Source organism: Paenibacillus sp. FSL M7-0656, assembly GCF_038003225.1.
Taxonomy (GTDB): domain Bacteria; phylum Bacillota; class Bacilli; order Paenibacillales; family Paenibacillaceae; genus Paenibacillus; species Paenibacillus amylolyticus.
In genome coordinates this window covers 1,121,506-1,143,375 of the sequence record NZ_JBBOOT010000001.1, presented here as the reverse complement: position 1 = coordinate 1,143,375, position 21,870 = coordinate 1,121,506, and the positions used below count along the sequence as shown (strand labels likewise).

The window sequence follows — 21,870 nt, the reverse complement described above, 5'->3', positions numbered from 1 at the left end:
AGGAGGATGGGATCGTGGAGGTTTCCATGAAGGCTGATTCTGCACAGAATCAACAAGAAACAAAGCAATACAAGGTATTTCCGATTTTGTTCGCAATGCTGCTGAGCGGCTTTATTGGTCTGTTTGGAGAAACGGCATTAAACGTGGCATTGACGCCACTTATGGCTCTACTGGAAGTAGGTCCTACAACGATTCAATGGTTAACTACAGGTTACTTGCTTGTGTTGGGAATCCTGGTACCGGTATCCGGTATGCTGTTGCAGTGGTTTACCACAAGACAGTTGTTTACAACATCTTTGATTTTCTCGATTGCAGGAACATTTGTTGCTGCACTTGCACCTAGCTTCGAAATTCTGTTAGTGGCACGGGTACTGCAGGCGATAGGTACAGCGCTCTTGTTGCCACTGATGTTTAACACCATATTGGTTATTTTCCCGATTGAAAAACGTGGTGCTGCCATGGGATTGATTGGTTTGGTTATCATGTTTGCACCAGCAAGTGGTCCGAGTATCTCCGGTCTGATTCTGGCTAATCTGAGCTGGCATTGGATTTTCTGGATCTCCTTGCCGTTCTTCATTATCTCACTGGTATGCGGCTTGTTGTTCTTGCCAAATATTTCGAAATTGACCAAGCCCAAAATTGACGTACTGTCCATTATCCTTTCTACCCTTGGTTTTGGTGGTATCGTATACGGCTTCAGTAGTGCAGGGGGACATGGAGAAACTGGCGGAGGCTGGACGAGTCCGGTCGTTGTTGCCACTCTCGTTATTGGTGTGTTGTCCTTGCTGTTATTCAGTATCCGTCAGTTGAGAATGAAACAGCCAATGATGGATTTGCGAGCGTTCAAATATCCGATGTTTACGATTGGCTTGATCCTGATATTCATCTGTATGATGATGATGCTGTCATCCATGCTGATCCTGCCAATGTATCTGCAACAAGGTATGGCCGTTACAGCGTTAACTGCCGGACTGGTTCTATTGCCGGGTAGTCTGCTGAATGGTTTACTGTCTCCGGTCATGGGCCGACTGTTTGACAAGTTTGGTCCGAAGTGGCTTGTGATTATTGGTCTGGCTGTCGTAACGGTTGTACTCTTCATGTACACTGGAATTACACCTACAACAACACTGGCCAAAATTATTACGCTGCATGTGTTCATGATGGTCGGAATCTCGATGATTATGATGCCTGCACAGACGAATGGTCTGAACCAATTGCCACGTGAGTATTATCCTCACGGTACTGCCATCATGAATACGTTGCAACAGGTATCCGGAGCGATCGGTACGGCTGTTGCGGTAAGTATACTGAGCGCAGGACAATCCCGCTTTTTGAGCGGAGTGGCGAACCCGGAAAGTCCAGAAAATCAACTGGCAGGTTTCACGTCAGGTGTACAGAATGCGTTTGTATTCGCATTAGTTCTGTCGATTATCGGTCTGATTACTTCACTCTTCGTGAAACGGGTCAAAGTAGGATCAACGCCAGGACAACAAGGTCCTATGCATTAATCCATTAACTAACAATAATAATTAGATATTGTATAAGAGCGATGTATCCTTAACTTTAGGGACGCATCGCTTTTTTGCGTATTTATTCTATCTTTTTTGGTGTTGACGTGAAACGGGTTACAGCCTTTAGAGTAAAAATGTAGCCGGAATACAGCGGTTTAAAGAATGAATTTCAGAGCAAATACTTCATGTTCCGGCAAAATTGTATATGTTCATACTAATATAAAAGGGTAATATAGAATGTAATAGTACAATTTTTAACCAATTCGAAAACGGTTTATATTTTATTTTTAATCAAGGAGACTTCATTATGATCATCATCAATCCCATTGGTAATAACATTGAACAGATGCTGTTGCACTACGAAAAAAACGGCCATCTCACTCTACAGGCATCGCTTATTAGTAATAGCTCGGTTGTATATAGATTGCAAGACTATTGTCTCAAGGTATATGCTTCACGGGCAAGATTGGATGGGGAGATGGAAAGTGAGGCACTTAGGGCATTGCAGAGTAATTCTTATGCACCTAAATTGTATGCGTATTCACCAGGGGAGTACACCCTGACAGAGTGGATTGAAGCATACAAACTGAAAGAGTACCGTGTAACCTATGGACACATTCCTCCCAACTTGATATACGATATGTTTACGACGGAACTTCAGCAGATTCATGCTGGATATTGGGACTGGGATGTCATCCGATATGAGAATTTACTCTGGACCAAGACAGGTGATGTGAAGAGAATGAACTTTTGGTTGTGTGAGCCTGTAAACTCCAGACGTGAGAACTTATATAACCAGGTCATTCGAAGAATTGATAACATCTACAATGGCGATTGTACCGAAATGGAGGCGATGAAACAGTACTTTTATCGTCACCAGTTGACTTCATTAGAGATCGAACAAGCTTTCAGCGATTTCAGGTCCCAACGGCCAAGACTGGCGATAGCACAATAAATCACATAAAAGAAACCCCAAAGATATTAGAGAATCTTTGGGGTTTCTTTTATGATATAACATAGCCTTACTTTAGCAGGTTGTACGTTACTTCTTCACCAGGGCCAATATCTCATCCGCAACGATATCAGGGCGATATTGATGGATGTAATGATCGGTATCTTTAATGGTTACCTGTTTAGAATCATCTGACCAGGATTTGAACTCTACTTGGGATTTATCCCATTCGGGTTCACTTGCACCAAGGTAATCAGCCGTCAGTATGGTGAGTGGAAACGGTAAGGTTTGCTTGTGATTTACAACCACTTTGGCATTGGCAGCTATCTCACGTAATTCATCCAACGTGTTCACATTACCATAGTTGTGCAACAGCGCAGTTGTATCCAATTTTTTCAGATCATCGGGTTCAAGTTTCAGTTCATTACGATTGGCATTAGAAGTTTCGACAACCATATCAGATTGCATGGAGAGGCGGAATAGTCCGGTTTGGATACGGAATTTATTCGCAAAACCACCAATTGTGTCTGCCAAAGAGTCATCGTCATTCGAATAATATTCGGGGCTTCCGCCATCAATCATAACGATACCCTTGACGAGATCCGGGTATTTTTGTGCGAAACGGATGGTTTCCAGCGAGCCGAGCGAATGTCCAACCAATACATAAGGTGGCTTCTGTCCAGATACCTGCAACAACTCGTGTAATTCTTCAGCTACGGTATCGACATCACGTTTCTTATCGGTCTGATCACTATATCCATAGCCAAATCGGTCATATACAGCGAATTTTGTGTTGGGAGCAAGCTTTTCATATAATGGATAATAATCTACATAGGGATTAGCGGTCCCCCAGCCGGAGGCGAGTACTACCGTTACATCGCCTTCTCCACCAGTATATAGATGCATATTGTCTCCATGGACTTCGTACAGCTTACCAGGGGGGTCGAGTGTTTTGGCATCCTGCCTTAGACCCACTTGTTGGTAGATCACGCCAGTACCCAGAAGCAACAGAACTATCGCCAGGTCAAATATCAAAAACTTAACTAATCTTTTGCGCCATTTCTTCATGTTCTCTCACATACTCTCCATGTATTTTCTCTATCATATATGCCCAATCTTATAGGAGAGAAAACAGAGTCTTAATTCTATCTTAATTGAGTTTATTTCCGATCATGGGGAATGGGCGTGTTCTAGTGAAAATTGTATATCAACGGCCAATGAATTAATATATAGCTACGATATAAGTTGAACTAAAGAATATTTACACTGCTCACTCCGATGACAGAATAACCTTCCGATCGCTGTTATCCCCAGATTTTTTTGATTCACTTTTATAAAGGTGAAAATCTGGTGATAAAGGCGAACGCTCCGCTTCTTCAGGTTATTTCTGTCCTCTACGTTCTAGTGTTAATGTGTAGTTCAACTGATATAGTTGAATATATCTTAATCAAATGTTGAACCATAGATTGATTATATAGAACAGAAGGTATGTATAATGACAAAATACGAAAATCAGCTTCCAACATCAGCAGGCATGAACTTCAAGTCTTTGATCAGTATATTGAGAGATTCCATGCGTGGCAATGTAGAGCGGAGGCCAACTGGCACGATGCCTATGGAGATATGTGAACCTGCTGAAACCTTCAGTGCATCCGATAATCCACAGGTTACATGGTTCGGACATTCGGCTTTTTTACTCGAAATTGAAGGGCACAGACTGCTCTTTGATCCGATGCTGGGCAATCGTCCATCTCCCGTATCCTGGGTGGGTACCAAACGTTACAGCACCAATCTACCGATTCAACCGGAGGATTTCCCAACGCTGGATGCAATCATTATATCGCATGACCATTATGATCATCTGGATTATGACTCCATTCGCAGATTGAAGGATAAAACAAAGCGATTTATCGTACCGCTTGGGGTACGTCGTCGTCTGATTCAACTGGGTGTGCCTTCGGAACAGATTACCGAACATAACTGGTGGGATGAGTTATCCTTCAAAGGTTTAACATTCGCTTGCACGCCAGCAAGACATTTCTCTGGCAGAGGATTATTCGACCGTAATTCTACTTTATGGTGTTCGTGGGTTATCGCTGGACAACATACGAAGGTGTTCTTTAGTGGGGACAGCGGATACGGTCCTCATTTCAAGGAAATTGGCAGTAAATATGGTCCATTTGACCTGACCTTGATGGAGTGTGGGCAATATGACGAGCGTTGGTCCAACATTCACATGATGCCGGAAGAAACAGTGCAAGCACACTTGGATGTAGGGGGTAAGTTGCTTATTCCGATTCATTGGGCCGCATTTACGCTTGCCTATCATGCCTGGAATGAACCAGTCGAACGGATTACGAAGGCTGCACATGCTTTGAATGTTAAGATTGCAACTCCCAAAATCGGCGAGAAGGTTGTGCTTCATACGGAGGATTATCCTACACATCCATGGTGGAGACCGGAATTAGGATAAAAAAATAAAAGCGTTCAGCTCATTGAATGAGTGGACGCTTTTTCTATTGCATTTTACATCAGTATTGATAGTGCACTGTAAATTAACAACATACCCATGACGATATTAACAGGACGCTCGTATCTTAATAAAAAGCTCTGGAATAACATGCCACCGAACGCCCAGGTCATATTGGCACTAATACCGATGAAGGTGAGCAGCAAGGAAAATACAATTAAATGAACATGGGACTGCCCAAGAGGCAGAACAAAAACGGATATGGCAGTAAGCCCATACAGAATGACTTTGGGATTGATGAATTGCAGGGTGAACCCAAATAGAAATGAATAATGATTGACCTTGTTTTCTTGCGAATCTGCAGGTTTACTTCGCATGATTTTGAGAGCCAGATAGAGCATATACACACACCCTAACACGTTCAATAAGGGTGCGATCCTGGGAATATATTGATGAAGAATAAGGTTGAAATAACTGGACAGAAACATAATAAGCAGGCAGCCGGTTGCAACTCCACTAATAAAAGGAAGGGTCTTGAGGAACCCCTGATTTCTGGCATGCGTCATGGAAATGATGTTGTTGGGTCCGGGTGTAAATGAAGCAATGATGGCATAGGTCACTAAAGGTATAATGTTCATGGTTCCTCCACGTCTTCTTAGTTGTGTGATATAATGACCTGAAATGTACGTTATAGCGTACGGTCTTTATTATTGTACAATATGTGCGTTATATAGCACAACAAAATTATGAAATGAGGAGGATGGATTTTTGAAAAACATTAATAGTATTCTTGCTCAGAACCTGAAACAGCTTAGGGAACAAAGAAAACTCAGTCTGGACAAGGTCGCCGAAATGTCTGGTATTAGCAAGACCATGCTTGGTCAGATTGAACGTGGTGAATCCAATCCATCCATTGCAACCGTATGGAAGATTGCTAATGGCCTGAAAACCTCCTTTACTGCTTTGATTCACGAGCCGAAGTCAGATACGACCGTTGTAACGGGCGATGATATTCAAGTGTTGATGGAAGATGAGGGCAGGGTTCGAATATATCCGCATTTTCCTTTTGAAGAAGGACGCCGCTTTGAAATGTACATGATGGAGATGGACCCCAAGTCTGAGTTGAAAGCTGAACCGCATATCGAAGGTACGGAAGAGTTTATTACGGTCTTTGAAGGTGAAGTTACGATTAGAGTAGGGGCGGAAGATTATACGGTGAGTTCAGGGGAGTCGATCCGTTTTGGAGCGGACAAGCCTCACGCCTACGTTAACTCCGGTGCTAAGACGAACAAATTCAACATGGTCATTCATTATTCGAAGTGAGATGCAAAGATCCATCTGTGAATGTAACGAACGATGAACGAATAAATGCATACATGAAAGGAATGACAATAAAGCAACCTGATGTAATGAACTGCAACTCCCTCGTTAGTCGTGTCTCACAAAGGGTTCAGTTCAAAACATTGGCTGCTTTATTGATGTGTGCACTATGGAGCCCCCAACCTCTAGCGAAGGGGACTCTAACTTATGGCTTTTCTTTAGCCTGACGCTGTATTTCCTTGGCTGTTAAAGCTTTATCATATACTTTTACATTATCCAAGCTGCCTTTGTAGAACGGATCAGACGCATAACGACTCTTGCCTACATAAGCTTCCGTTACCTGCAGATCTTTCGGGTTAAAAGTCATCTCAGAGCTGCTTGCAACCGATGTACCATTCACATACAGAGTACCCACATCACCCTGAAGGGTTACAGCGACATGAACCCACTCTTTGGAAGGCAGTGGATTTGCTGCAATCAGGCTCTGATCCCGTCCCTCATTATGAATGGTGAATTGTAATGCTCCATTATGCTGGGAGGGCGTGAGGAACATATGCCTCGTTAAACCATTTCCAAAGTCGAAAATACGCTGCCAGGACCCGCCGCCATCCCAATTGACCCAGGCGCTAAACGTGAAATCCGTTGTATCTGTAATGAGTCCAGGTAACTGAATGTAACTGTCTGTCCCATTGAATGTAGCAGCCTGATTTTTGCCACTAGCAGCAGAACTGACCACGTTAAAGGCTTGTCCGTGATATTCGTTTTTGCTGTAATCCTGTGCGACTTTGCCAATTTTCTTGTGTTCAAAAGTATACTCACCGAGCAATGGGCTTACCGCTTGCTGTGGAATGATAACGTTAAACGTTTTGGAGCTTACCGCAGTTCCTTTACGAATCGTTGCGGTTAATTTCACTTTGGCATCGCCCTTACCGGCGCGAGGTCGCTGTACTACACCTGTAGTGGATAGAACCGAAGCATTGGAGCTTTTCCACGTAATCTCTGCATCACTTGTTCCCTTGGTAGGCAGAGATAGGTTGAAGAACACATGATCCGTACTGCTAATGCTCAGATCCTTCTTTACCGCATCTACAATGTCCTGATCACTCCGTTCAACACTTTGACTTCCCCAGATGGCAATCCCGGAGGAGGAGAGGGCGCTAAAGGTCAGAACCGTACTTTGAGATTCTGAATTCCATTCATGTGTGAAAACGCCTTTGTACACAACGTTATTCGATGTGATCTGAACCTTGTTGTCTGCGCCAAGACTCCATGTTCCTGTCACGGCACCATGAATCTGCCCATCTGCCGTGAACTGAACCGTCTGGGATGGCTTGATGTCCGCCGTGATGTCCTTACCATGATTCACCCATTGGTACTGACCAGCGATATCCTGAGTTGTCAGTTGCGTTGTATCCTCTCCCAAAGCCGCATAGCGATATGGAGAAACAACGGGCCAACCATCTGCATTCATCTGCATCTCATGCACGCGAACTTCATGCTCTTCGCCACGCCCAGGAAAGCGAGTATGGAAGATGAGAAATTGTTTTCCAGTCTCCGGATCAACATAAGCAGAGTTATGCCCTGGCGATACGTAACCGCTACCTATGCCTGTGCCCGGATCACCGATCTGTCTCTCGAACAGGAAGTTCCCCATTAATTTGACTCCAAAAGGCTCAATAGAACGATCATCAAACAACGGTTTATCCTTGTCCGCTTTAACGTTGATCATATCGTTTCCTTCCGCATCGAGGAAAGGTCCATCCGGTGTTTGGGAGCGAGCAACACGAATGTTGTATCCTCCATCAGCACCTAGTCCACCGTAAGACAGGTACAGATAATAATAATCGGTTTCGGGACTGTAGAGCATATAAGGTGCTTCAATACGACTATGATTGCCTCCGGTCAGCTTTTTGCCATAACCTTGATTCGGCAGTGGTTTACCTGTCGTTGCATTCATCTCCAGAATGAAAATCCCTCCGGAATACGAGCCATACACCATCCATAACTTGCCGTTTTTATCATAAAAGACATCCGGATCGACCACATTGGGATGAATCGTTGCATCGTAAATGGTACCATCCTCACTAATCTGATCCCACATGCCGGATTTCAACAGAATGCCTTGATCCTTATAAGGGCCTTCGATATTGTCTGCGACAGCAATGCCGAGCGCTGATCGCGGAGAGTCCCCTTTACAAGCATTGTAGTACATATAAAATTTGCCGTCCGCCAATTGAATGACATCTGCTGCCCATAACGTATCCGTCTGCGCCCATTCCAGCGCTTCAGCGAATTCCTTGGTTACATTGGGGACAACAGGGTTGTTATCTGTAACGCCGGAGGCGACCAGATCCCAGTTCAGAAAGTCTTTGGACTTAGCCACTTGCAGATGTGAACCAAAAATATAAAACGTATCATCCACCTTAATGACAGAAGGGTCATGAACGGAAACATTTTTAAATGTTGGAGCAGGATTAGCGATAGGTGTGGTGGAACTCTGCGAGTTACCCACGGTTGCCCCTGAACCATTTGCGAACACCGATACCGGTGCCAAAGTTGTTGCAGTAAGTAAAGTGGTGCTTAGTACAGAAATGTTAAGTACGCGAACCCAATAACGTTTCATACGTTTCCCCTTTCCTATTTCCCGGAATGAAAAATCAACCGATACTTGGCAGCACACGATAAAAGGTTCGGCAGACCTCCTTTAAGTATTTCATTATATCAAGCGCTTTCATTTGTTATATTATCAATTGATTTATATGTTTGTAAACCATAAATGTAATGTTTATAAGAGTAAAATGAAAAATAAATAAGAGATGGGAAGAGCCGATAAAGGTCATTACATTCAAATAAACCAGTTGTCTTTCTCAAATTTAGGATTGAAATGGGGATCGATGATGCGATATTATTACGTTTAAGAAATGTATTTAACTATTTATCAATCATTTTATATTAATGCGAATCAAAAGCGTGAACCGACAATTCCCAACTACATAGGAGGTAAGAACATGAGCACATATCAAAATCAATTAATTGCACAATACACGTTTGAAGATACCGTTCAGATCGGGAAGGACAGCTCCGGTAAGGGCCATGATGGTATAACCAAAGGCGAGATCCCGCCTGTGATATCCGAATTGAAAGGCAGAACGGCGGTGACTTTCAACGGGGGAGCGAATGGAACTTCTTATCTGCAATTACCCTCGAATCTGCTTCGTGATGTAAGCGATAACACGGGAATCACGATTGCCACTTGGGTGTTTCTGGGCAAGGGGTCTAATGTGTGGGAACGCATTTTTGACTTTGGCAAAGGGGAGAAGGGGCCGTATTTGTTTCTGACACGTCAGCTCTTGGGAACGTTATATGCCGGCGATAATCTGGTTGTCCACCCAAGTGGAGGAGTTGCAAGTGGAGAATGGTTGCATATTGCACTCACCGTGGCAGGCAGCCAAGGGGGAACGTTGAGCAGTGCGGGTCCAATTGTGTATGTGAATGGGGAGAAGGCCGCAGACGGTTCAATCAGTCAGACGTCCAGCGGCAATTATGCCAAATTGCGCGAATGGTTTGATACGTTCACTGATCCTGAGAATTATAGCCAGAATTATATTGGACGTTCCCAGTATGCAGCGGATGTGGATTTTGCAGGTTCGTTATCCGACTTTCGGATCTATGGGGCAGCACTCACCATGGATGAAGTCATTGAAGTGATGTGTGAGTCACTGACAGATGAAGCGATTGTGAAGCTTGCGGCGGACAAGTACTTGTCCTTCCCCAACCGAATCATCACCAAGGATGTATCATTACCTGCAGACTTGCTGGGTGGTAAAGTGTCTGTTGAATGGAGCTCCAGTAAGCCGGAAGTCTTGTCCGAGAGCGGGGAAGTTCAGATGATCACATCAGCACAAGAGGTTACGCTCCGTGCGCTTCTGAACAGAGGTGATCGTAAGCTGAGCCAAAGCTTTGACGTGTCTGTTGTGCCAGCGCATCTCCCGCCTTACACGGTCACTATCCATGGAGATCAGAAGGTGGCGGATATCAGTGAAGTCATGTATGGACTTTTCTACGAGGATATTAACAACGCGGCAGATGGCGGAATCTATGCAGAGCTTGTTCAGAATCGATCATTTGAGTCTTTTGCATTTGATACGTACTCGCATGACTCTGGAGAATGTGGTTGTTCGACAGGTCGAAATCGTGAACCTTTGTTTGCCTGGTCAGGCGACACCGAGAAAATGCGCGTACAGCATACGGATGGACTAAACGTTCATTTTAACGTGGAAGACCCTGAAGTAAATGCTTATTATGTAACGGTTCAGGATGGGGCTACGATTCGGAATCGTGGATTCTCAGACTCCAACCAGCATTGTGCCATGTCCATCAAGCAGGGTGAATCATATGACTTTACCGTATGGGCAAAAGCAGAATCGGCAGGAACGATCACTGTTCAATTGCAGGATGGAAGTGACACTTCCATCAGTGATTCGGTAACGCTGCATGTTGAAGGTGGGAACACATGGAAGAAATACGGTTTGTCTCTGATCGGAACGGAGACTGTACTTGGTCAACTGGCACTTACGTTTGCAGGTGACATCTCCATCGATATGGTGTCCCTAGTCCCTCAGAATGTATGGGGAGCTGATCCGACAGAAGAGGGAATATCGGCTACGGCACATGCTAACTACACAGGTAACCCGAACTATCGATTGAGAAAAGATCTAATCCAGGCACTCGCAGATCTGCATCCGAAGTTCCTGCGTTTTCCGGGAGGATGTATCTCGGAGGGATCTTTTATCTGGGATAACGTATATGACTGGAAGGATTCTGTGGGTCCGGTTGAGCTCCGCAAAGAAAATTATAATGTCTGGGGTTACATGATGACGATGGGCCTCGGTTATATGGAGTACTTCCAACTGGCGGAAGATCTCAATGCCGCTCCGGTTCCAGTCATGGCTTGCGGTGTGTTGTGTCAGGCGCGCTCGGACTATGCTCACCCTGCGGGTGGCGCTTTAAGGGATTATTATATCCGCAACTTTACAGATCTGATTGACTTTGCGCTCAGTACAGACTTTGAACACAACGAATGGGCGGCTGTACGAAGCCAGATGGGCCATCCTGAACCGTTTGATCTTCGTTATCTGGGCGTAGGCAATGAGAACTGGGGCACTGAATTTTTTGCCAACTTTGAAGTATTCAAACGTTCAATAGATGACTACATGAAACGGAACTATCCTGATCATGAGTTGCACATTATCTCGACGGTTGGTGCTCAGGCGGATGATGATGCGTACCAGGAAGGATGGAAATTCCTCAGCGGAAACCTCACCGGATCAGCTCAGGTTGCTTTTGCAGATGGCACAGAGGTGATTGAGGAGACGGTAACCTGGTATGAAAACCAGGACAATTATATGGACACCATTGCGGATGAGCACTACTACCGCTCCAATGAATATTTGCTGAATAACGCGGATCGATACAACTACTATGACCGGGCTTATCTTGAAGATGGAAGTATCGATTGGAAAGAAACATCCAAAGTATTTGTTGGAGAATATGCTTCCACGGACAAAAACACGCTGGCAGGTGCGGTCGCAGAAGCTGCGATCATGACTGGATTTGAAAATAACGCGGATGTTGTTCGTTTGGCTGCCTATGCGCCATTGTTCAACAAGGTATTGACGGATGGTACTTACCGCTGGACGCCAGACTGCATCTGGTTTGATGATGAAAAAGTATGGTATACACCGAATTATTATGTACAGCAGCTTTTTGCAAAATATGTAGGGGATCAGGTGCTTGAGACTTCATTCTCCACCTATAGCAAAGGCAAACCGTTGAATCTCATTCCTCGTGGAGGTATCGAGATTGCAACAGGTCATGCAGACATCGTGGTGAAACGAGTTACAGTGACGTCCAATGTGGATGGCAGTTTGATGTTTGATGAAGATTTCAGGGAACGTACAGAGCCTAGTGAGGTATGGAGACAGATTCCTGGATCGGAAGGATATACATTAACCCCAGGGAAAGGGCTCATTTTGAAGGCACAATCAAGTGGATTGAATGGATTGTACCTGCTGAATGACGAATGGACCAACTACAAAGTTCACGTTGAGGCTGAAAGAATTTCAGGTGAGGATGGTTTTTACATCGGTGTGGGACTGACGGATATCTCGCCTGAGAACAAGGATGTCATTGAGTACGCGATCAGTTACGGGGGAAATGCCACAGGATTGAAGGTGTACAAACAAGGGATCGAAGGATACACCTTGGGAGATTATTCATCCAGTTCGGCAGCAGGTAACCTGAGAGCGGCCAACTATGAACCACTCGAGAATGGAACCCATTATACAATCACGGTTAACTATGGTGGAGATACAGGAAAGAATCTGGTTTGCTCCTATACAGACGGACGTAATACCAGCAAGGTTCTGGATTACAAGCTGGAAGCTTACAACCGGGAAGTATTCCACTCTGTTACGAAGGACACAGGGCATGTGTATGTGAAACTGGTGAATGCAGATGGTGTGGATAAATCAACCCGGATTTGCCTTCAGGATCTGAAGGTGGATGCTTCAGCCAGACTGATCACACTTACTGGAGAGGATCATTTGGTGCATATTCCGAATGTGAATCAGAAGAATGATGAGAAAGTGGTTCCCCAAGAACAGGAGATTACACTGTCGGATACATCGGTGGTCGTTAACTTAACAGCTCATTCAGTGAATGTATTGGTGATGGATATTCTGAATTAAATTCATATCGTGAACAAGAGACCGCGTTTATCGCGGTTTTTTGGCGTTCCAGGGGTGAGAGTCAACAAAAGATACCCAAAGTAAATAGCCCACACTATTGCCGTGATCTGGCTGCTCCTATAATAAATGTTGAAGGAGGAGTCAGCTTATGCGTTCCAACTACAAACAATTTATCCGAAACGTTCCGCTTCATCTCATGATTCTGCCTGGCCTGCTCATTATTATTCTATTCGGTTACATTCCGATGGCGGGGCTCTCTATTGCCTTTCAGAATTTCTCTCCCATTGCCGGATTCAAAAATATGAATTGGGTGGGTTTGGACAATTTCAGGTACCTGTTCGATCTACCGGGGTTCTCGCAGGTTGTATGGAATACGGTATTTATATCAACGATGAAAATTGTGTCCGGCTTGGTAATTCCCGTACTTGTGGCCTTATTGCTCAATGAGGTTCGCAAGACAGGATTTAAACGAACGATCCAGACCGTGATCTATATGCCTCATTTTTTCTCATGGGTTATTCTGGCGGGAATCATCGTGGATGTGTTATCTCCAAGCACCGGTATCGTTAATATGTTGCTGAAAGCCGTAGGGATTGACCCAATTCAATTCCTGGCCAGTAACGAGTGGTTCCCTTACATACTTGTCATCACAGACCAATGGAAAGAATTTGGATTTGGGACCATTATCTATCTGGCTGCCCTCACGAATATTGATAAATCTCTGTATGAGGCCTCTGTTATGGATGGTGCAGGAAGATGGAAACAGACATGGCATATTACACTGCCAGGCATTCGCCCGATCGTGATTTTGATGGTAACGCTTAGTCTGGGAAACGTACTTAATGGTGGCTTTGACCAAGTGTTCAACCTCTATAACCCATTGGTATATGAATCAGGAGATATCCTGGATACGATGATCTACCGGATCGGATTGCAGGATGCACAGTATTCCGTATCGACAGCGTTGGGTCTAATCAAATCCGTCGTGTCTTTCATTTTTATCGGACTTGGTTATTTCTTGGCCTATCGGTTCGCGAATTATCGGATATTCTAGAAAGGAGGCAGAGTCATGCACCATGCTTCAAGAGCCTATCGGTGGTTCCTAGGGTTTAACTACGTCATCCTGACGATTCTTGCCTTGTTGTGCCTGTTCCCGATTGTGAATATATTAGCGATTTCATTTAGTTCGAGTGATGCGGTCAAAGCGGGCAGTGTCACATTCTGGCCTGTGGATTTCACATTGTCTTCTTATCAATACATTCTGGAAAATCAGCAATTCCTGAACTCATTCGGTACAAGCCTTCTTCGTGTAGTTCTGGGAGTTACGACCAATCTGATCTTTACCATTCTCGTAGCTTATCCGCTCTCCAAAGAGGCTGCCAAATTCCGTTCAAGAACGTTCTATGCCTGGATATTCGTATTCACCATGTTATTCAGTGGAGGACTGATTCCGGGTTATCTGGTGGTTAAGGAAGCGGGGCTGCTGGATTCCATCTGGGCTTTGATTTTGCCAGGCGCTGTTCCGATCTTTAATGTACTTTTAATGCTTAACTTCTTCCGAGGACTGCCGAAGGAGCTTGAAGAAGCTTCCTGGATGGATGGGGCAGGACATTTCCGAACCCTATGCAGCATTTACCTTCCTATTTCACTTCCCAGTATCGCGACCATTACGTTGTTCGCCATGGTGGGTCACTGGAATGCCTGGTTCGATGGCATGATCTACATGAAGAGTCCGGAAGGTTATCCGCTGGCCACATATCTTCAGTCCATGTTACAGCAGGTGACGATGATTCAGAGCGAGATGATGACGCTGGAGGATGCAACGCTCTTAAGTCAGGTATCGGATAGAACCACTCAAGCTTCCCAGATCTTTTTGTCCGTTATTCCGATCCTGCTTGTGTATCCGTTCCTGCAGCGGTATTTCGTTCATGGGCTTGTCGTTGGAAGTGTAAAGGGATAAGATCGGTAGGAGGAAAACCGATCGATGGAAGGAGCCGATTTCTGGCTCCTTTTTTGCTATTGAGGAGAGAGCGTGAGGAGAGGAGGAGGGGAATATTGCGAATCATCCGGGGGAGATGGAGAGAGTCATCCATTGTTGTCAAACTGATGATTGCTTTTGTACTGGTCATTCTACCCTTGTATGGGATAAGCATTATGATTACGCAACTTAGCTCCAAACAAATGCAGACGGAGGTGGAGAAGGCACATGAGTCCAAATTGTACTTCTACCATAATCATCTGCAATTCGAATTGGAACGAATGAGTGCGCTGGTTACCGAGTTTTCATTTGATGAAACCATGTCCACGCTAAGTACACGAGCCGCGATTATGAGCAGGTATGAAGTCACGTCCAGTCTGAACAATATCCACAATAAGCTGGGTCAGATCATGGTGACAAGTCCCTACATTAGTGATGTGGTGTACTATGTTCCTGCTCTGCACAAACGGGTCAGTGCTGCGGACGGGATTCGGGACGTAGAGGATAACGAGTGGCAGAATCTGCTCGCCACGATGGGGAATCTAAATGGCGAATTATCACATTCCAATAACGATCTCTATTTTCTGAAAAGTAATCCATATAACATGAACCATGAGGAACCACCCAATTTCATATTAGGGATACGCTTGTCTGCTGAAGAACTGAAACATCGTTTGCAGCAGCTATCGGAAACGGGCGAAAGTGAGATTACACTGAGTTTTGGTGAACAGCAACATGTGGTGATTTCCTCATCCGAGCAGTCTGCACCGGTGGAATCAATCCGATCCGTATTGCCTGAACCGTCCGAGTCCATGCAAGTTACGAAGTTTCAATCCGATCCATATCTCTATTATTCATTACATGATAAGGATCACTCGTTCACGCTGACAGCCACTATACCGCAAGATGTGCTGAGGGCACCGCTGGAACAATACAACGTATGGTTATGGATGGTCACCTTCATGTCGGTTGTGATCATTATTGTCTTCTCGTTTTCGATCTACAGATCGATTCACCAACCCTTAGCGGTACTCATTCGAGGATTCAGGATGGCAGAGCAGGGCCAGACAAGTGTACATATTCCATCATCCAGAAGGGATGAATTCGGCTATTTGCACTCTCGATTCAACCATATGATAGAGCGCTTACATATTTTGATCGATGAGAATTATGTTGCACGGATTCGAACAAGTGAAGCGGAACTTAAACATCTACAATCCCAGATTCAACCTCACTTTTTATACAACAGTCTGTTCAGCATCAAGCAGATGGCTGAGGTGGAAAATGTGGAGCTCATTCAGGAATTCACCGACTATCTGGGTCAATATTTCAGGTACATGTCTCGGGATTCTCATACAGAGGTATCGTTGGGGGCTGAAATTGACCATGCGCTGGTCTATGCATCCATTCAGAAAATCCGATTTGGTTCAAGAATTCAATTGGAATTGGAGGATCTGGATGCGAGGTACAAAATGATTTCGATTCCCAGAGTTATTATCCAGCCTATCGTGGAAAATGTGTTTGAGCATGCACTAGCCAAACGTAGCCAGGGAGGCATTTTACAACTTTCGTACCAACAGGATCAGGACAAACTGTCCATTTGTATTGAGGATGATGGGGATCAGTTAACCGACGAAACATTGAATTACCTGCAATCTGCCTTTGAGGAAATAGAGCGGAAACATGGAAACGAAGAGATAACCGGGCTCTTGAATGTGAATCAGCGATTAAGAATCAAATTCGGGGCTGCCTATGGTCTTACAGCGCAGCGAAGTGAGCTCGGTGGGTTGTGCATTATAGTGAAGATTCCATGGAAAGGGGAGTAGCGTTATGCAGCGGATGCTTATTGTAGATGATGAACCTGTTATTTTGGATGGACTGTATGCTTTCTTTCAAAAGGCGAACTTTCAGGATATGGAGATTATTAAAGCATACTCTGCCTATGAAGCCATCGATTGGCTGAACTCGGTCAAGATTGATATTGTACTCAGTGATATCTGTATGCCTGGCATGGATGGCATGCAGTTGATTGAGCAGATTATGGACCGGTGGCCACGATGCAAAGTTCTCTTGCTGACAGGTCATAACGAATTCGATTATGCACATCAAGCCATTCGAAATCCGTGTGTTGTTGATTACCTGTTAAAGACAGAGGGCATGAATCACATTCGGGCTGCGGTAGAACGGGCGTTAACACAGATCTCGGAAGAGAATGATTTTCGCTACCAAGCTGCCTGGTTTCGCAGTAAATTGCCACGAGCACTGCCCCAGTTACAGCGTCAATTGCTACTGGATGTGCTTAAGCGAACGGATAGACAAGATATCGTTTCACTTCAAGAAGAACTGGATGCTGTGCAGTTACCTTTCGAATCCGATCAACTCGTTATTCCTGTGATTATACGGGTAGAGGAGTGGAACAACTATCAATCTCAGGCGGATCGCAGTCTCATCCGCTATGCCGTTGCCAATGTTGCGGAGGAGCTGTTGCAAGACAGGGCTAAGGTGAAGGCGATTGATCTGGACACTCAGGTCATCGCGTGTTTTATTCAATCGCAAGATACGTATCCGCCATACGTATCTGATACACAAGGGGAACGAGGGAGTCAGCTGGAGAGCTGGGTACAGACCCTTCGTTTTGTCTATGGCACATTGGAGTCTGTGCAGCAATCCTGTGCGGACTGCTTGAACCTGTCTGTATCCATCATGGTCAGCGAGCAGGCGGTAGAGTGGAGCAGGGTTAATCAGGCAATCGGGCAGTTACGCCTGTCGATTCATGAGAGTCCCGGGCTTGGGATGGAGAAGCTGTTGCGTGTAAATATCCAGGATGAATTGCCCGACACCCCTAGCATTATGAATCAACAGGGTGTTGTAACACTGCATCTGGATCAGATCAAACAGCGAATAACCGCCGGGGATCGGGAATGGATGGAGCCTTTCCATAAATGGACCGAGGCTGCGAAGGAGGGACTTCCAGATCCGTTCTTCCGCATGAAAACGTATACGGGTGCAGCCAATGTGCTCATTGAAGTTCTGCACGAACTGGGATTGTATGAGTCAGCAATGGAAGAAATATCGCTTTCCCGAATGTTGCATTTTGACATCCATACCGCATGGACCGATCTGGTCATCTTTTATCAATCGGCATACGAATGGATGATCTCCAAACGAAGCGATGCCCGCCTGAATGACCAATCACAGATTCTGATCACGATCCATCATTATATCAAGCACCATCTCGAGGATGACCTCTCACTCACACGGATCGCACAGGAAGTTTCTCTTAACCCTTCTTATCTGTCGCGTTGGTACAAACGGATTACCGGCAAAGGCATATCCGACTATATCCATGACCGTAGAGTGGAGCGAAGTAAAGAGTTGCTTCTGGGTTCTTCCTGCAAGATGCATGAAATATCGGCGAAAGTTGGATTTAGTGATCAGCATTATTTTTATCGTTTCTTCAAAAAAGCGACAGGTTGCACCCCTCAAGAGTATCGGGATCAGAAAAGTTAGATGATATCTCAAATGGTAAATCAAAGATACCAGATGTCAACGGGATACACTCGAAGTAATAGCGCTTTCTTTATAAAATGAAATTATACCTCACGGGAGGAGAAAAAAGGGGGATTCGCATGAATATATCATTCAAGAAGTTCTCATTATTAACATTAACCATGGTACTGGCCACCACACTTGCTGCCTGTTCATCCGGTGCGGGAAGTGCCGATAATGAAGCTGAGTCGAACACACAGCAGGATGCGGGAGGACCACTTACGAAATATGACCCACCCATTAAATTGACTTCCACCATGAATGAAACGGGGAAAGAATCGCTTGCCCAAGGAGATACACACGCCAATAACATTTGGACCAGAGGGTACAAGGATGAACTTGGTATTGATGTAACGTACGAATGGATTGTTCCAGATGCCAATTATAACGATAAGATGAATGTCACGCTGGCGAGTGGTGATCTGCCGGATGTACTGAAAGTGAGTGCTGTTCAATTCGAACAACTGCATGAAGCGGGAATGCTGGAGGATCTGACCGATGTATATGACAAGTATGCATCCGAACTGGTGAAGGAGTTCATGTCTGCTGAAGATGGAACAGGTCTGAAGCCGGTAACGAAGGATGGAAAAATATACGCCATGGTGAGTTTCCCAGGCTCGCTGGATTCCTCGGATATGATCTGGATTCGTCAGGATTGGTTAAAAAAGGTTGGTCTTGAAGCGCCCAAATCCATGCAGGATGTCATCCAGATTGCGGAAGCCTTTACCTTCGAAGATCCAGACGGAAATGGCAAAGATGATACGTATGGCATTGCCTTGAACAAGGATTTGCCTATCAATGCGTTCTTGCTCGGCTATCATGGTTATCTCGAAACCTGGATTAAGGATGCTTCAGGTCAAGTCGTGAACGGAACGATCCAAGCGGAAGTGAAAGAAGGATTGCGTGAGCTTCAGACTCTGTATCAGAAGGGTGTGCTTGATCCCGAATTTGGCGTGAAGGATTTTGCTAAAATGATGGAGGATGTGAATGCAGGCAAATCAGGCATGTTTTTCCTGCCACAATGGGCTCCTTTTCAGGTTAGCAGCATGATTAAAAAAGACAAAAACATCGACTGGATGGCTTACCCGGTTCAATCAATTGATGATCAACCAGCCAAAACACAGAATCATCTTAGTCTGGGCGGTATATTTGCCGTTCGTAAAGGCTACGAGCACCCGGAAGCGCTAATCAAGTTGCTCAATTTCCAGGCTGAAAAAATGTTCGGTGAGTCTGCCAAGGAAGAACGGGCTGCTTATTTGAATGGACTGACAGGTCTTGGTTTTCATAATGCAACGGTCTCCAACCTGCCAGCCAACAAAAATGTGAAGGCACAGGATGAAGTAGAGCAGGCGCTCAAAACAGGAGATACATCCGGATTGGAACTTGAAGCGAAGCTGTTCTATGACGATATTATGGATTATCGAAATGGGAATCTCGACAAGTGGCATATGGAGCGTATCTTTGGCCCAGAGAGTTCACAAGGTGTGATTAAATTTTATCGAGATAATGACCTCATTGTCATGAATGAATTCATCTATGCACCGACGAGAACAATGAATACGAAGCAAGCTACACTGGATAAACTGAGAGCCGAGACATTTCTGAAAATCATCTATGGTAACTTGTCGATTGACGAGTTTGATAATTTCGTAGCCAATTGGAAGAAACTTGGCGGGGATCAGATCACACAAGAAGTGAATGATACCATCGCAGCTAACCAATAGAAGATTGATTATATAATCCAAGAATGAAAAATGAAAAAATGGTGCGCTCTCTAAAGGGAGGCACCATTTTTTGATGCTGATCATTTGCGTTTCAATAACAGAACTCCGCTGATTTCTGACGTTTTGTAGCGGTATACCACTTTGAATCCAATATCATTGTCCAGCAAGCAGTTCAGTGCATTGATCAACCGTGCACCAGGAACCAGTGTGAAAGTACATGGAGACGTATTACCAATTACACGTACACTTTGGATTCTGCGCGCAGAACCGGGAATGAGCGGATTTCTAGACCAATAGATTAATACCAGATCCGGTTGTGGAACAGCATTGACACGAGCCATACTAATCATCTCTTTTCTATTAAAGGTTCTTAATAGTAGATGAAAAGTAGAGGAAAGGGTGTTAGACGGAGGTCATGCTGTTTAATAAATAGACTCTACTTATTCGTTGAGTGCTGTTTGGATGGCAGCTTGTCCCCTGGCGTTCCCTTGCCGTTGTTTTTATTGTGACGCGCTTTTTCGGCATTTTCGTTAACTTTTTTCACAAAATCTTGAGTACTTTCCATTTTAAATTACAGCTCCTTCCACAAGCAAAATGTGTATTCACGATTGTTAATATAACCACTGGAAAGTGATTTTATTTTGGGGACATCGCTAAATTTAATTTTGATTCCACATTCCTAGGTCAGTTGGGACATACTGGACATGGGAAGTTCATGCGTCTAAACTAGATAGATCAGACACACTAAGAAGGGATGCGCCGATCCATACCATGTTGCAGAAATTCGGGTTTACACAATATGAAAGTCAGGTATACGAGGCTATATTCGCGCAGGATGAACCGCTTGATGCCACATCGATTGTAAATTACTCCAACGTTCCCAAAGCCAAAATCTATGAAGTGCTCAACCGTCTGATCGACAAGGGAACGGTGCTGACAACGATGGATGGGAAGAAGAAACTATATATGGCTGTGGATCTTCAGTCCATTATTCATAAGATTAAAGCTGATTTTGAGAAAGATATTGAGGAATTGAAGAGTTACAAAATCAAACGTACATTCACCGATGAACATATCTGGACGTTAAAAGATGAGTCTTCCATCGCATCGAATATCGAACAGCTTATCGAGGAAGCAGATTCATCGATTCTTTTTCTGGCCTGGAATGAGCGAATGGAGAAATATCGTGAACTGCTGGAGCAGAAGGAAAAGCAGGGCGTGTACGTTGAAGTGCTTGCCGTTGGGGGAATGGAGACATCCTTAAACCGGATATACTCGTTGATTCCATTGCTTGATGCGCCAGAACCTTCACAGCTGCTTATTGTGGATCATGCGTATTTGCTGTTTGCCGGTGTGGAGCACGATTCATGGCGAGCGATCAAGACGATGTCCAAACCGATTGTCAAAGCGATGACTGATTATTTCTACCATGATGTTGCCCTTACTCAGATTACCAAAAAATACGGTGACCAACTGTTACAGGATGCTGAAATCGAGAAACTGCTCACCAGATTAATCTATTAAAACTATTCTCTTGGAGGATAGTTTTTTTGTTATATCTCTGTTTGAAAACAATCATGAAAATAACTATTGAAACTTTCATTCTTATGGGTTACT

Annotated in this window: 16 protein-coding genes; 11 read left to right on the top strand and 5 right to left on the bottom strand. The window is 44.6% G+C overall.

Annotated features, from left to right (window positions below):
• Positions 1 to 26 precede the first annotated feature (26 nt).
• Entirely contained in the window at positions 27 to 1,508 is a 1,482-nt protein-coding gene (locus MHI01_RS04875) for a DHA2 family efflux MFS transporter permease subunit (RefSeq protein ID WP_047844296.1), read from the top strand.
• 310 nt (positions 1,509 to 1,818) lie between these two features.
• Entirely contained in the window at positions 1,819 to 2,466 is a 648-nt protein-coding gene (locus tag MHI01_RS04870; protein WP_340982653.1) for a hypothetical protein, read from the top strand.
• A gap of 87 nt (positions 2,467 to 2,553) precedes the next feature.
• Here the strand turns inward: MHI01_RS04870 and MHI01_RS04865 are convergent, their stop codons facing one another.
• Positions 2,554 to 3,531, bottom strand: coding sequence for an alpha/beta fold hydrolase (locus MHI01_RS04865; RefSeq protein WP_340982652.1), 978 nt, complete (start codon positions 3,529 to 3,531; stop codon positions 2,554 to 2,556).
• A 427-nt stretch (positions 3,532 to 3,958) separates the two neighbouring features.
• Between MHI01_RS04865 and MHI01_RS04860 the strand changes: the two genes are divergently transcribed.
• The gene (locus tag MHI01_RS04860) at positions 3,959 to 4,936 is read left to right on the top strand and encodes an MBL fold metallo-hydrolase (protein ID WP_282321575.1); all 978 of its coding nucleotides are present in this window, start codon (positions 3,959 to 3,961) and stop codon (positions 4,934 to 4,936) included.
• A 53-nt stretch (positions 4,937 to 4,989) separates the two neighbouring features.
• Here MHI01_RS04860 and MHI01_RS04855 read toward each other — a convergent pair whose 3' ends face one another.
• Positions 4,990 to 5,571, bottom strand: coding sequence for a LysE family transporter (locus MHI01_RS04855; protein WP_127545800.1), 582 nt, complete (start codon positions 5,569 to 5,571; stop codon positions 4,990 to 4,992).
• A gap of 130 nt (positions 5,572 to 5,701) precedes the next feature.
• On the opposite strand from MHI01_RS04855, the gene MHI01_RS04850 reads away from it, so the two are divergent.
• A complete protein-coding gene (locus tag MHI01_RS04850; protein WP_340982651.1) occupies positions 5,702 to 6,256 on the top strand; it encodes a helix-turn-helix domain-containing protein in 555 nt (184 codons plus the stop codon).
• A gap of 202 nt (positions 6,257 to 6,458) precedes the next feature.
• On the opposite strand, the gene MHI01_RS04845 is transcribed toward MHI01_RS04850, so the two are convergent.
• Complete coding sequence (locus MHI01_RS04845) at positions 6,459 to 8,876, bottom strand: family 43 glycosylhydrolase (protein WP_340982650.1); 2,418 nt, start codon at positions 8,874 to 8,876, stop codon at positions 6,459 to 6,461.
• A 385-nt stretch (positions 8,877 to 9,261) separates the two neighbouring features.
• On the opposite strand from MHI01_RS04845, the gene MHI01_RS04840 reads away from it, so the two are divergent.
• The 6 genes from MHI01_RS04840 to MHI01_RS04815 all read left to right on the top strand — a co-directional run bounded on the left by MHI01_RS04840 (position 9,262) and on the right by MHI01_RS04815 (position 20,253).
• Positions 9,262 to 13,002 (top strand): alpha-L-arabinofuranosidase C-terminal domain-containing protein, encoded by a 3,741-nt coding sequence (locus MHI01_RS04840; protein ID WP_340982649.1) that lies wholly within the window; start codon positions 9,262 to 9,264, stop codon positions 13,000 to 13,002.
• Positions 13,003 to 13,150: 148 nt separating this feature from the next.
• Positions 13,151 to 14,056, top strand: a complete 906-nt coding sequence (locus MHI01_RS04835; RefSeq protein WP_340982648.1) for an ABC transporter permease — start codon at positions 13,151 to 13,153, stop codon at positions 14,054 to 14,056.
• 15 nt (positions 14,057 to 14,071) lie between these two features.
• Positions 14,072 to 14,962, top strand: a complete 891-nt coding sequence (locus tag MHI01_RS04830) for a carbohydrate ABC transporter permease (protein ID WP_127545810.1) — start codon at positions 14,072 to 14,074, stop codon at positions 14,960 to 14,962.
• 95 nt (positions 14,963 to 15,057) lie between these two features.
• Positions 15,058 to 16,806 (top strand): sensor histidine kinase, encoded by a 1,749-nt coding sequence (locus MHI01_RS04825; RefSeq protein WP_340982647.1) that lies wholly within the window; start codon positions 15,058 to 15,060, stop codon positions 16,804 to 16,806.
• Between the two features lie 4 nt (positions 16,807 to 16,810).
• The gene (locus MHI01_RS04820) at positions 16,811 to 18,490 is read left to right on the top strand and encodes a response regulator transcription factor (protein WP_340982646.1); all 1,680 of its coding nucleotides are present in this window, start codon (positions 16,811 to 16,813) and stop codon (positions 18,488 to 18,490) included.
• A gap of 119 nt (positions 18,491 to 18,609) precedes the next feature.
• Positions 18,610 to 20,253, top strand: coding sequence for an extracellular solute-binding protein (locus MHI01_RS04815; RefSeq protein ID WP_253508145.1), 1,644 nt, complete (start codon positions 18,610 to 18,612; stop codon positions 20,251 to 20,253).
• 80 nt (positions 20,254 to 20,333) lie between these two features.
• Here MHI01_RS04815 and MHI01_RS04810 read toward each other — a convergent pair whose 3' ends face one another.
• Together MHI01_RS04810 and MHI01_RS04805 are read right to left on the bottom strand one after the other, a co-directional pair.
• Positions 20,334 to 20,594 (bottom strand): hypothetical protein, encoded by a 261-nt coding sequence (locus MHI01_RS04810; RefSeq protein ID WP_047842808.1) that lies wholly within the window; start codon positions 20,592 to 20,594, stop codon positions 20,334 to 20,336.
• Between the two features lie 95 nt (positions 20,595 to 20,689).
• Entirely contained in the window at positions 20,690 to 20,818 is a 129-nt protein-coding gene (locus MHI01_RS04805) for a DUF4023 family protein (RefSeq protein WP_047842809.1), read from the bottom strand.
• A 206-nt stretch (positions 20,819 to 21,024) separates the two neighbouring features.
• Between MHI01_RS04805 and MHI01_RS04800 the strand changes: the two genes are divergently transcribed.
• A complete protein-coding gene (locus tag MHI01_RS04800; protein WP_036670754.1) occupies positions 21,025 to 21,777 on the top strand; it encodes a TrmB family transcriptional regulator in 753 nt (250 codons plus the stop codon).
• Positions 21,778 to 21,870: the final 93 nt, after the last annotated feature.